The organism is Streptomyces sp. NPDC001816, from assembly GCF_042892235.1.
In the GTDB taxonomy this organism is placed as follows: domain Bacteria; phylum Actinomycetota; class Actinomycetes; order Streptomycetales; family Streptomycetaceae; genus Streptomyces.
This window is the reverse complement of sequence record NZ_JBIATY010000006.1, coordinates 475,941-486,828: the sequence shown is the minus strand read 5'-3', so window position 1 is coordinate 486,828 and position 10,888 is coordinate 475,941. Positions and strand designations below refer to the sequence as shown.

Sequence of the window (10,888 nt, the reverse complement as noted above, 5' to 3'; positions counted from 1 at the left end):
TTCCTCCCGGAGCCTGCGCCGGCCCGCCCGATGCGGACGTCGCGACCGTTGACGAGCTCGACCCGACTGCCGTCTGCCAGCTCGGCACTCGACGCGGCACGGTGCTCCGCGCCCTTCGCGGTGGAAACCGTGCCTACGGTCGCCGGCCCACCGTCCGACGCGGTCGCGACGGGCGCGAGCAGCACAGAGGCGGCCAGCACCACCCCGCACAGCCCCGCTCCGGCGGATCTTCGCTCAAGCCCGCCCCAGAAATCGGTCACCGATTGCCCCCCATTCCCTTCCCCTTGGGAACCACTCCCGGCTCTTCCGCCAAGGAATTGATCAGCACACTGTAAAGGGAAGCGCTCTCGCCCTGAGGGGCCGCACTTGCCGTACTGCCCGAGAAGGGCGGCGAGGCGCTCGACCGCGTGATGACCGCTGCCGTCAGGCGGTGGTGCGGACCAAGTCGTGAGCGGCCTGGACAAAGGCGCGGACGCGTGCGGTGGCGCCGTCGGCGCGCCAGACCAGTCCCCAGGTCACGACCGGGGCGTTCTCGACAGGGAGATACACGACGTCGGGGCGCGGGTGGTAGCGCCTGGCGTGGGCACCGAAGAGGAGCACGGCCCGCCCGGCGCCCACGAGCGCCAGGGCCTCGTGGAACGTGGCGACCGATGAGCCGCGTACGTCGACGGCCGGCGGGGGTCCGGCAATGGTGCCCGGCAGCCGGACCAAGGGAGCCCCGGCGAGGTCCTCCACGGCCACGGAATCCCGGCGTGCCAGTCGGTGGCCGGCCGGGACGGCGAGCATCTGACGCTCGCTCACCAGGGCGGGCCCCGTGACCAGGTCAGGCTCCTGTACCGGAAGGGCGGCCAGCAGTGTCTCCACCTCCCCACCGCGCAGCCACGGCACGCCGTCGACCGGCGGCACCTCGCGGATACGGACCTCGCATTCGGGATGCCGACGCTGAAACAACTCTGCTGTTTCTGCCAGGAGTTGGCTGCCGGCCGCGTTCACGAAACCGGCGCACAGCGTGCCGGTGACGCCGCGCCCGGAGTCGACCGCCCGTTGGAAGGCGACCCCGATCCGGTCCCAAGCGGGGCGGACGTCGTCGTACAGCCGACGCCCGATGGCGGTCAGCTCCACCCGGCGACTCGTGCGCCGGAACAGCGGCGCACCGACACGCCGCTCGAGTTTCGCGATCGTCTGGCTGACCCGGGAGGTCGATACGCGCATCCGCTCGCCGGTGCGGCCGAAGTGCAGCTCCTCCGCGAGCGTCAGGAACGTCTCCAACTCGTGCCGCTCCAGCATGACGCCCCCTGATCATTGAGTCTGGCTTCACGATCGTTGCACACGTCCGCGTTGATCGGCCCCGTGGTCCACAGGAGGGTGGAGAGCACCAGCCCCCCCACCGCACGGGAGGAACCGCATGTACGTCACGCAGGACCACGCCCTTGCCGCACCGGCCGCCGACACCGACACCGTGATCCAAGAGCTGCGCGACCGAGTCGAGATCGCCGACGCGCTCCACCGGTTCGCCCTCGGCCAGGACCTGAAGGACAAGGAGCTGTTCGCCTCGTCCTTCGCGCCCGACGCCGAACTGGACTTCCGGCCTGCGGCCGCCAAGTGGGGTGCCGTACCGCCCCTGATGACCGGCAGGGACGCGATCGTCACCACGATCCTCGACCTGTTCACCGAGCGGGTCGACACAACCCATCAGGTCACGAACGCCCGCATCGCCGTCGACGGCGACGCCGCCCGCCTCACCGCGCTGGTGGAGGCCCAGCACCTTCTCACCGCCGGCCACGGCACTCACGCCCTGCTGAAGAACCTCTACGACGTGGACCTGGTGCGTGACGGCCGACGCTGGGTCATGCGCCGCGTCCGCATCGACAACGCGTGGTACACCGGCGGCCCCGCCGCCGTCTTCGAAGGATGAGAGCCGGACATGACGCTGAGAGCCCTCCCCGCAGTCGGTGCGGAGACCCGCATCCGCATCGCCCGGCCGTCCCGCGGCCTCGCCGACGTCGAGCGCTTCTACGTGCAGGGGCTCGGCCTGAAGGTGCTGTGGCGTACCGCCGGGCACGTTCCCGGCGAACACGACCTGCTCATGGTCGGCCCGGCCCGCGCCACCTGGCACTTCGAGTTCACCCACGACCCGCTGCGACCCCTCGACCCGACCCCCACCGTCGACGACCTCTTCGTCCTCTACCTGGACACGCCCGACGTGGACGGTCTGGTGGACCGCCTGCTCACCGCCGGGGGCGCCCGGGTGGCAGCGCACAACCCCTACTGGGACGAGTACGGCGTCACCGTCACGGACCCCGACGGCTATCGCCTCGTCCTGTGCACCCGCGCGTGGAGCCCTGACCAGGGCTGACGGACAAGCGCAGACGCGCGCGACACCACACCGCCAGCCATCCGACCCCTCGATCGAGGAGAACCGACATGTCCTCTCACGCTCCTTCGGCCCTGCTGGTCCGTGCCACAGAGGCCGAGACCGTCGCCGACGGGCCCACGAGCCTGATCACCCTCCTGGCCGACGCCGACGCCACGCGCGGCGCGCTGACCGCGAACCGCGCGACGCTCCGGTCGGGTTCACCGGGAACTCCCGCCCACTTCCACACCCGCGCCAGCGAACTGCTGTTCGTACTCGGCGGCTCGCTGCGGGCCCTGGCCGGAGAACAGGTGCACACCCTGGGCGCGGGTGACTTCCTCCTGGTCCCGCCGCGCCTGCCGCACGCCTTTGCGCCCGCCTCGGGACGGGACGCCGACGTCCTGGTGCTGTTCACTCCGGGCCTGGCCAGATTCGACTACTACCGGCTGCTGGAACGAGTCGCCAAGGGCGAGGCCACGATGCAGGACATCCGCGACTCCTCGGAGCGCTACGACAACCACTACCTCGACAGCCCCGCGTGGCGTGACGCACTGCAGACCGCCTGAGCGCGCGACGCCGAGGCATCGAGGCTGCTCAGGTCCTGACCGTCAGATACAGCCAGCCGCCCCACGTGCTCAGGTTGGTGTTGTCCGTCTTGCTGTGGACGTACTCCGAGCGGACGCGGAAGCGCTGGTTCAGGGCGTTGGTGAGGGCCAGGTGGGTCACGGCGGTGCTGTTGGGGTCCAGGGAGAAGCAGTCCGACGTGGTGAGGGTGTGCCAGGCGCCGCTGTAGTACTGCTGGGCCTGGAAGCGCTGGCACTGGCCGGATTTGTTGGGCGTGACCGTGGCTGCCACCTGAGGCTTCGTGGTGCGGTGGTAGACGCGGTACGTGGTGCCGCTGTACGTCGTGGTCGTGAAGTAACCGCCCAGCGACTGCGCGATCTTCACGTAGGCGTTGACCGTGCGGGTCGCCGTCTTCGGGGCGTAGCGGTAGTCGCCCGCGAAGGACGCCGTGAAGGTCGTGTTGTGGGCGAGCTTGTACGTGGCCGACAGGTTGCCCTTGCTGTCCACCGTGCCGGTATTCAGCAGCGTCTTCTTGCCGTCGGCCGGCTGGGCGTAGAGCGAGACCGTGCGGCCGTTGTAGGTCGTGCCGAGGTGGGCTGTGGCGGTGGCCGTGGCGCCGTACGCGTACGTGGACGCGTTGGTGGTGAGGGAGAGGGTGGTTGCGACACGGGACACCTGGACGATTGATGACGCCTTCGCCGGCTGGTGGGAGGCGTCGCCCGGGTAGTCGACCGTGTAGGTGTTGGCTCCGCCGATCGTCGGCGTGTCCTTGATCTGGATCGTGCCGTCCGTTCCCACCGGCGCCGTCCACTTCACCGGCGTCGTCGTGTGCGCCGCGTCCGTGCGGGACACGGTGGCCGTCTCGCCGCCGGTGTAGGGGACGTCGGTCAGGGTGCCGGTGAAGGAGAGGGCCGTGGCGCGGGTGGCCGTACCTGGGGCCTTCAGGGTCAGGGCCGGGGTGTACGGGGAGACCTGCAGCAATGCGTCGGAGGCCGTCGGCTGGTGGGTGGCGTCGCCCGCGTAGGAGAGGTGGTAGGTGAACGTGGCTGCGCTGTCGGGGGCGTCCTTCACCGTGAATTCGGTCGTGGCCGGGTCTACGGCGACCGCCGGGAGCTGTGTCGTCTGCTGGGTGTCCTCGTTCGTCCTCGAGACCTCGACCGTCGTGCCCTGCGGGAGGCTGCCCAGGTTCAGCTGGGTCGAGAGCGAGCCGGTGAAGGTCACCGCGTGCGGCTTCGCCGAGGTGATCTCCGGGTAGGGGATCGTGGTCGACAGGCGTGCAACGTGGACGGTCAGCCGGGCCGTCGCGGGGCGGTGCGTCGCGTCACCGGCGTACGTCACCTCGTAGGTGTACGGGCCCTCGGCCTGGCGGGTGTCGCTGATGGAGAACGAGCCGTCCTTGGCGACCACCGGGGCGTCGGGCAGTTCGGTGCCGTCGCGGGTGACCTTCAGGCTCGCACCGGCGGGTACGAAGCCCTTTGTGCTCAGGGACCCGGTCAGCGTGAAGGGTTGGGTGGGGACCGCGTACTGCGGGGGGTCCAGGGCGAGTTGGGTGTCACTGAGCTTCGCGGTGCTCAGCACGTTGAGGGTGTAGGCGTCGCCTGCGGAGTCCTTGGTGACCGCGTACAGGGTCGCATTGTCCGAGCCCCAGGCCAGGCCGTCCGGGGCCAGCGTCCCGTTCGGGAAGGTCACATGGTTCTCGGCCAGGTTGGAGCCTGCGTAGAGGTAGGCACCCGCGTTCGCGCCCGACGTGCTGCCGGCCGCGATCGTCCCGTCGGCGTCGATCGCCAGCGAGTTCGGGCCGGAGTTCATGCCGCCGACGTAGTAGCCGGACGGGCTGGCGAAGGCGAGGTCCGAGGTGCGGTAGGCCTCGACGGCGGGCTGCTGCGGTGCCGTGAGCAGCACCTTCGTGCCGTCACCGGTGACCTGGAGCCCGCTCGCCGTGCCGCCGTAGACCAAGGTGTCCGCCTTGGCCGTCGGCGTCCCGGAGGAGACGTCGAACGTGGCCACGTGGCTCAGGTTCTGCTGCGGCTCCTCGGCCGCGAGCACACCGCCGCCCGTCGCCAGCAGCGGGGCGACCGACCAGTGCGACATCGAGGGCTCGGGCGTCGCCGCGGAACCGGAGGGGTCGACGGAGCCGACGGAGCCTATGGCGCCCTTGCCGTCGGACGTGTAGCCGTACCAGACCTTCCCGCCCGCCGCCGCGACGGAGACCGGGGCACTGCCCGTCCCCGTCGACCAGCGGGCGGACTCGGTCAGCGTCGCCGTGTCGACGGCCGCGACCGCGTCGCCGTCCGTCAGGGCCGCGTAGAGCGTGCCGCCGTCGGGGGACAGGGCCAGGCCGGTGGCGCCCTGCTCGTCCGCGAGGGTGGTGACGGGGGTGCCGGACAGGTCGGTCACCACGATGCCGGTCGAGCCGGTGCCCTGGCTGAAGAAGATGTGCTGGTGAGCGGTGTCGACCAGCATGTGGGAGTAGTGCGACAGCGGCAGCGCCGCCGTGCTGTCGGCCCAGGCGGCGGAGCCGGTGAGGCCGACGGTGGCGGTGGTCAGCCCGGCGACGACCGATATCGCCGTCGTGAGGGAGACCTGCTTGAGGCGCATGAAGCTCCTGGGAAGAGGTGAAAACAAGCCAGCCGGAAATAACCAGCCGGACAATAACTCGCGTGCATGACGAGGCCGTGACCGGAGGGGGGTCTTCCGGTCTGCAGGCCTGAGGCCTCAGACCTCAGGCCTAAGGCCTCACGCCTCCGTGTTCTGCGCCGGCAACGCGCACCAGCAGTCCTCGCCCACCGTCGGCGGCGCGTCGGACAGCGCCTCGGTGAAGGAGCGGATGAGCGGGCTCTCCGCGGCCCTGCGCCAGACCGGGGCCCAACGGGACGGCGGGGCGTCGAGGATGGGGATGAAGGCCAGGTTGGGCCACGGATAGAAGTCCGCGATGTCGCCCGACACCGAGGCGACGGCCTGACCGGTGGCCACGGCGGTGAGGGCCTCCTGCCACGTCGAGACCTGCGGACCGCGCGGGATGGGGCGCCCGGAGGGGGTGTGGAAGGGGTGCAGGGCCTCTTCCATGTAGGCCGGCAGGGAGCGGCCGGCCACGAACGCGCAGTCGGCGAGGTCCTCCAGGCGGATGGCGTCGCGGCGGGCGTACGGGTGGGAGGCTCCGGTCATGAGCAGGGTCGGTGAGGCGTAGATGACCGGGCCCACGGTGAGGTCGGGTTCCTCGACCGGCAGCCAGAGCACGGCGATGTCGACGTCCCCGGAGCGGAGCAGGTCCAGCGGGGCGGAGGGCTGGATCTCGCGGAAGCGCACCTGGACCTCCGGGGAGCGGGTCTCCAGGAGGGCCACGGCGTCGGACAGCATCCAGGAGTGGGGGCCGACGGTGCCGACCGTCAGGGTGTCCGTCCCGCGGGCGGCGGCCTTGGCCGCGGCGACACCGTCCATGATCTGCCGGTAACCGGCGCCGAGTTCGCGTTGCAGCTGCTCGCCGAGCGGAGTGAGCCGTACCGCGCGGCTGGTGCGTTCGAACAGGAGGCCGCCGATCTGCCGCTCCTGCTTCTTGATCGACTGGCTGACCCGGGCCTGGGTGACGTGCAGGCGGTGTGCCGTGCGGCTGAAGTGCAGTTCCTCGGCGAGGGTCAGGAAGATCTCGATGTCGCGGAGCTCCACTCGCGCCCCTTCGGACTCATTAGCCGACGATTATGACTCGTTATCAGGTTCATCGTTGATGCCCGAACGGGCCCGGCGCAAGGTGGGGGCCGACACCGACGCGGATTCACGGGGGAAGACGCAGATGAGGAAGATCCTCAACACCGCTCACATCTACATGATCATCGGGCTCGTCAGCGGCCTGTACTACCGCGAGCTGACCAAGGCCAAGGACTTCGAGGGCGACACCCAGCTCTCCGTCGTGCACACCCATGTACTGGCGCTCGGCATGCTGTTCTTCCTTGTCGTCCTGCCGCTGGAGAAGCAGTTCGCGCTGACCTCCCACCGGCTGTTCAACTGGTTCTTCTGGACCTACAACGCCGGTCTGGCGGTGACCGTCGGCATGATGACCCTGCACGGAACGCTGACGGTCCTCGGCCACTCCGGCTCGGAGGCGATCGCCGGGATCGCCGGTCTGGGCCATGTCCTGCTGACGGTGGGTCTGGTGCTCTTCTTCATCACAGTGGGCAAGTGCCTGCCCGGCGCCTCCCGAGCGGAGGACGCCGGAGTCACTCGCGCGAAGGACGCAGCCCCGTCAGCTTCTCCGGGTTCACCTGCAGCCGCAGATTCCTGATGCCGTCCTCGGAGAGGTCGTAGGTGAGAGCCGCCACCGGCATCTCGCCCAGGGTGAACAGGATGCCCAACTCGCCGTTGACGACGGCCTGTCGGAGGGTGATGCCGGCCGACTGCGGCTTCGCCAGGACGCCGAGGATCCAGCGCGCCACATGGTCGGGGCCGTACAGCGGGCGGCGGGCCGCGGTGACCTTGCCGCCGCCGTCCGACCAGCAGGTCACATCCGGCGCCAGAAGTTCCATCACCGCGTTCAGGTCGCCGCCCCCGCACGCCTCGATGAACTGGGTGGTGATCCGGGCCCGCCGGTCCGGGTCCGTGTCGTAGCGGGGGCGGCGGGACTGGACGTGGTTGCGGGCCCGGTGGGCGATCTGGCGGACGGTGGGTTCCGGGCGGTCCAGGATGTCGGCGATCTCCGCATGGGAGTAGCCGAAGACCTCGCGCAGGACGAACACCGCCCGCTCCACCGGGGTCAGCGTCTCCAGGATCACCAGCATGGCCGTCGACACACTGTCCGCCAGCTCCGTTTCCTCGGCGGCATCGGGAGAGGTGAGCAGGGGCTCGGGGAGCCAGGGGCCCACGTACTGCTCGCGGACCGCGCGGGCCGAGGTCAGGCGGGTCAGGGTGAGGTTCGTGACCGTGCGGACCAGGTAGGCGCGCGGGTTGCGGACCGCCGAGCGGTCCGCCGCGTTCCAGTTGAGCCAGGCGTCCTGGAGGACGTCCTCGGCGTCCGCCACACTGCCGAGCATCCGGTACGCCGTCGCGAACAGCAGCCGCCTGTGTTCGAGGTACGGGTCCGGGCCCCCACCAGGCTGCGCCTGCATGATCTCCATGGGATCAACCTGCCAGAACGACCCTGCTCGTGTCGCCGGCGGCGACCTGCTTCCTCGCCCGGCCCGCCTTCGAGATCGCCGCGCTCATGTTCATGTGCCTGCTCAGCCGGTAGAACGGCAGCGGGCTCCCGCTCACCAGCTCCTTGTACCGGACCGCCGCCCGGCCCGTCAGGTATGCCCGCCGCGGGGTGTCGTCCGGGTGCGTGAACTGGATGACCGCGTCCCTGCGGCCGAGGCTCACCGGCTGGTGGAAGTAGCCGAAGCGGAAGGGGCGGACCGGGCGGCCGCGCAGCAGGCGGGAGATCGTGTCCGCCGTGTACGCCGCCGTCGGCATCCCGCTCTGGCAGGTGCCGTGCAGCGTGCCCCAGGGCATCCGGATCGCCGCCGCGTCCCCGATCGCGTGGATCTCGGGGTGGGAGACCGAGCGCAGGGTCTCGTCCACGAGCAGCAGGCCACGCTCGTCCACCGCCACGCCCGCCCGCGCCGCCAGCGGCGAGACCCGTACGCCCGTCGTCCACACGCACACCGCCGACCGGAGCACCTCGCCCGACGCCAGCTCCACCGCGTCCGGCAGCACCTTGGCCACCCGTGCGCCGGTGCGGACGGTGACGCCCAGGCGGGTCAGGGCGGCGCGCAGGTACGACCGCGTCTTCTTGCCCATCATCGCGCCCGGCTCCTGCGTGCAGAGCAGGGTCACCGACAGGTCCGGGTACGACTCCGCGATCTCCGCCGCGGCCTCCACACCGGTCAGCCCGCCGCCGCACACCGTCACCGTGCCCGCCGTCTGCGCCGCCTCGGCCAGCCGCGCCGCGAGCCGGCCCGCCGGTCCGTGCCCGTCCAGGGTGTACGCGTGCTCCTCGGCTCCGGGCACCGTGCCGGTGTCGGCCCGGCTCCCCAGGGCGTAGACCAAGGAGTCGTACGGCAGCACGACCGTCCCCGGAGCCGAGGAGCACGCGTCACCCGCGTCACCCGCGTCCACCGATACCGTGCGCGCCCCCGGGTCCAGGGCGGTCGCGTACCCCTGGACGAACGTGACGCCCGTGCCCGCCAGCAGGTCGGGGATGGGGTGCTCGGCGAGTTCCTGGCCCGTCGCCGCCTGGTGCATGCGCAGGCGCTCGGTGAAGCGGGCGGAGGGGTTGACCAGGGTCACCTGGACGCCGGTGCGGCGCGTGCGGTGGGCGAGACGGATCGCGGCCAGCATGCCGGTGTAGCCGGCACCCAGCACCACGACCCGGTGGCCGTCCTGCGCCGGTCGTCCGGTCTTCGGCTGCTTCGACATGTCCACTCCCGGGGTCGGGTCACCGGGCACATCGGCCTCGTCCGGTGCCGGTGACGACCATGGGACTGGCGAGCCCCGCCGGGCGTGACAGGCCGCTTATGTGACCTGCGCCACACAAATAAGTCAGTCGGCGGGGTGCCCCGGCTGGTAGGTGGCGAGCGCCCAGATCACGAAGAAGTCGATGGCGATCATGATGAGCGCCCAGACCGGCGAGTACGGCAGGAACAGGAACTGGGCGATCACGCTCAGGGAGGCGAGACCGATGCCGACCGCCCGGGCCCACTCGGCGCGTCTGAGGATGAACGCGCCGGTGACGGCGGCCACGACACCCAGGATGAGCAGGATCCAGCCCCAGCCGGTGAGGTTGATCTTGTACACGTAGGCGCCGATACGGGTGTACACGTCGTCGGCCGCGAGCGCGGATATGCCCTGGAGGACGGCGAGAACACCCTCCACCAGGAGCATCACCCCCGCGAAGACGAGCCCTCCCTCGGCCCAGTCGGTGGCCCCCGCCCGTGCCGGTCGGGTCTGCTGCGTCATGGCCGTACCTCCGCCGTCGTCGTCCCGAGTCGGTCGTACGTACGACGATCCGGCCCACCCGGCCGGGAGACCACGGGGGTTGCTCCGTACGGGTGAGCCGGCGGGCCAGGGCGGAACGGCTCAGGCCATCCAGAAGAAGACGGCGGTCATCCGCTTCTCCGTCAGCTCCTTGCCGAAGTAACCGGTCGCGCTGTGCACCAGGTTGGCGTTGTAGAGCAGGAGGCGGTTGTACCGGTGCGGGACCCGGACGTCCTCCTCGAAGGCGTCCGGGGCGACGAAGCGGGTGCCGAGGGCCTCGACGAGGTTGTTGTGCGGGGCCTGCACGACGTTGCCGCCGAGCCGGCCGCCGGGCAGGGACTGGCGGAAGAAGCTGGTGCCGCAGTCCTTGGGCACGTGCGGGTTGAGGTACAGCACGGCCGCGTACCGGCACAGCGCGCGCGAGTCGGTGTGCGGGCGCGGTTCGCTCTCGCCCTCGCCGACCACCTGCACGCAGTTGTGGTTGAGGGTGCCGCCGCCGGGCGCCTGCTGCACCCACAGCTCCTTGGCCCCGGTCGCCTGCTTCACCAGCCGCTCGATGCGGGCGAGTTCACCGGGCTCCAGGCCGGGCATCGCGCGCAGTCCGGGCCAGGTCTCCGAGGTGTACGGGTAGCCCTTGACCCAGTCGTCCTTGGCCAGACACCGCTCGCGTACGGCGTCGACGTCCGGCAGGACGTCGTCCAGGACCCAGTAGTCGCGGCCCTTGGTGGGCTTGCGGTAGGGCAGGACGGGCAGCGCAGCGGGCACCCTGGGGGGTGGCTGTGGGGGCATGCGGCGAATCTAGGCCTGCGTTTCCCCTCGCTTCTCCCGAGAAAGAGTCAACTCTCCTGCGGGAAGGTCAATTTTTGACCAACTGCGGTCCTCGGCCCCTCCCGCGGGACCGGGACGAATCTTTACCCGAAACCACCGACACAAATGACCTCCGCATCCGTACTGCTGTGCGTCCGAACCGCCTATGGGCGGATCCACGGCCGGGCAGGAGGCACGGTGCGCTTTTCGCGGAACGCGACG

11 protein-coding genes are annotated in these 10,888 nt (G+C 70.6%); 4 read left to right on the top strand and 7 right to left on the bottom strand.

Annotated elements, in window-relative coordinates:
- Positions 1 to 423 precede the first annotated feature (423 nt).
- Positions 424 to 1,287 (bottom strand): LysR family transcriptional regulator, encoded by an 864-nt coding sequence (locus ACFYZZ_RS24085; RefSeq protein ID WP_389179420.1) that lies wholly within the window; start codon positions 1,285 to 1,287, stop codon positions 424 to 426.
- A gap of 118 nt (positions 1,288 to 1,405) precedes the next feature.
- Here ACFYZZ_RS24085 and ACFYZZ_RS24080 point away from each other — a divergent pair, with 118 nt between their 5' ends.
- From ACFYZZ_RS24080 to ACFYZZ_RS24070, 3 genes are all read left to right on the top strand, one after another.
- Positions 1,406 to 1,915 carry a nuclear transport factor 2 family protein gene (locus ACFYZZ_RS24080; RefSeq protein ID WP_389179416.1) on the top strand — a complete coding sequence of 170 codons (510 nt, stop codon included), beginning with the start codon at positions 1,406 to 1,408 and terminating at the stop codon, positions 1,913 to 1,915.
- A gap of 9 nt (positions 1,916 to 1,924) precedes the next feature.
- Complete coding sequence (locus ACFYZZ_RS24075) at positions 1,925 to 2,356, top strand: VOC family protein (RefSeq protein ID WP_389179413.1); 432 nt, start codon at positions 1,925 to 1,927, stop codon at positions 2,354 to 2,356.
- A gap of 68 nt (positions 2,357 to 2,424) precedes the next feature.
- A complete protein-coding gene (locus ACFYZZ_RS24070; protein WP_389179410.1) occupies positions 2,425 to 2,919 on the top strand; it encodes a cupin domain-containing protein in 495 nt (164 codons plus the stop codon).
- A gap of 28 nt (positions 2,920 to 2,947) precedes the next feature.
- On the opposite strand, the gene ACFYZZ_RS24065 is transcribed toward ACFYZZ_RS24070, so the two are convergent.
- The gene (locus tag ACFYZZ_RS24065; protein WP_389179407.1) at positions 2,948 to 5,515 is read right to left on the bottom strand and encodes a hypothetical protein; all 2,568 of its coding nucleotides are present in this window, start codon (positions 5,513 to 5,515) and stop codon (positions 2,948 to 2,950) included.
- 138 nt (positions 5,516 to 5,653) lie between these two features.
- Positions 5,654 to 6,580, bottom strand: coding sequence for a LysR family transcriptional regulator (locus tag ACFYZZ_RS24060; protein ID WP_389179404.1), 927 nt, complete (start codon positions 6,578 to 6,580; stop codon positions 5,654 to 5,656).
- A 124-nt stretch (positions 6,581 to 6,704) separates the two neighbouring features.
- Here ACFYZZ_RS24060 and ACFYZZ_RS24055 point away from each other — a divergent pair, with 124 nt between their 5' ends.
- On the top strand, positions 6,705 to 7,193 hold the full coding sequence (locus tag ACFYZZ_RS24055; protein WP_389179401.1) for a DUF2871 domain-containing protein: 489 nt from the start codon (positions 6,705 to 6,707) through the stop codon (positions 7,191 to 7,193).
- Here ACFYZZ_RS24055 and ACFYZZ_RS24050 read toward each other — a convergent pair.
- The 4 genes from ACFYZZ_RS24050 to ACFYZZ_RS24035 all read right to left on the bottom strand — a co-directional run bounded on the left by ACFYZZ_RS24050 (position 7,129) and on the right by ACFYZZ_RS24035 (position 10,648).
- Positions 7,129 to 8,022: an RNA polymerase sigma-70 factor gene (locus ACFYZZ_RS24050; protein WP_389179399.1), complete on the bottom strand. Its 894-nt coding sequence runs from the start codon at positions 8,020 to 8,022 to the stop codon at positions 7,129 to 7,131. The genes ACFYZZ_RS24055 and ACFYZZ_RS24050 overlap by 65 nt on opposite strands.
- A gap of 4 nt (positions 8,023 to 8,026) precedes the next feature.
- On the bottom strand, positions 8,027 to 9,301 hold the full coding sequence (locus tag ACFYZZ_RS24045; RefSeq protein WP_389179397.1) for an NAD(P)/FAD-dependent oxidoreductase: 1,275 nt from the start codon (positions 9,299 to 9,301) through the stop codon (positions 8,027 to 8,029).
- Between the two features lie 123 nt (positions 9,302 to 9,424).
- Complete coding sequence (locus ACFYZZ_RS24040) at positions 9,425 to 9,841, bottom strand: hypothetical protein (RefSeq protein WP_389179394.1); 417 nt, start codon at positions 9,839 to 9,841, stop codon at positions 9,425 to 9,427.
- Between the two features lie 120 nt (positions 9,842 to 9,961).
- Complete coding sequence (locus ACFYZZ_RS24035) at positions 9,962 to 10,648, bottom strand: DUF6445 family protein (RefSeq protein WP_389179391.1); 687 nt, start codon at positions 10,646 to 10,648, stop codon at positions 9,962 to 9,964.
- Positions 10,649 to 10,888 lie beyond the last annotated feature (240 nt).

What these genes read in the sequence shown, in the direction of transcription:
- ACFYZZ_RS24070 (WP_389179410.1), top strand. Translation starts at nt 2,425, where the DNA reads ATGTCCTCTCACGCTCCTTCGGCCCTGCTGGTCCGTGCCACAGAGGCC.
- ACFYZZ_RS24040 (WP_389179394.1), bottom strand. Translation starts at nt 9,841, where the DNA reads ATGACGCAGCAGACCCGACCGGCACGGGCGGGGGCCACCGACTGGGCC.
- ACFYZZ_RS24050 (WP_389179399.1), bottom strand. Translation starts at nt 8,022, where the DNA reads ATGGAGATCATGCAGGCGCAGCCTGGTGGGGGCCCGGACCCGTACCTC.
- ACFYZZ_RS24045 (WP_389179397.1), bottom strand. Translation starts at nt 9,301, where the DNA reads ATGTCGAAGCAGCCGAAGACCGGACGACCGGCGCAGGACGGCCACCGG.
- ACFYZZ_RS24065 (WP_389179407.1), bottom strand. Translation starts at nt 5,515, where the DNA reads ATGCGCCTCAAGCAGGTCTCCCTCACGACGGCGATATCGGTCGTCGCC.
- ACFYZZ_RS24075 (WP_389179413.1), top strand. Translation starts at nt 1,925, where the DNA reads ATGACGCTGAGAGCCCTCCCCGCAGTCGGTGCGGAGACCCGCATCCGC.
- ACFYZZ_RS24055 (WP_389179401.1), top strand. Translation starts at nt 6,705, where the DNA reads ATGAGGAAGATCCTCAACACCGCTCACATCTACATGATCATCGGGCTC.
- ACFYZZ_RS24080 (WP_389179416.1), top strand. Translation starts at nt 1,406, where the DNA reads ATGTACGTCACGCAGGACCACGCCCTTGCCGCACCGGCCGCCGACACC.
- ACFYZZ_RS24035 (WP_389179391.1), bottom strand. Translation starts at nt 10,648, where the DNA reads ATGCCCCCACAGCCACCCCCCAGGGTGCCCGCTGCGCTGCCCGTCCTG.
- ACFYZZ_RS24085 (WP_389179420.1), bottom strand. Translation starts at nt 1,287, where the DNA reads ATGCTGGAGCGGCACGAGTTGGAGACGTTCCTGACGCTCGCGGAGGAG.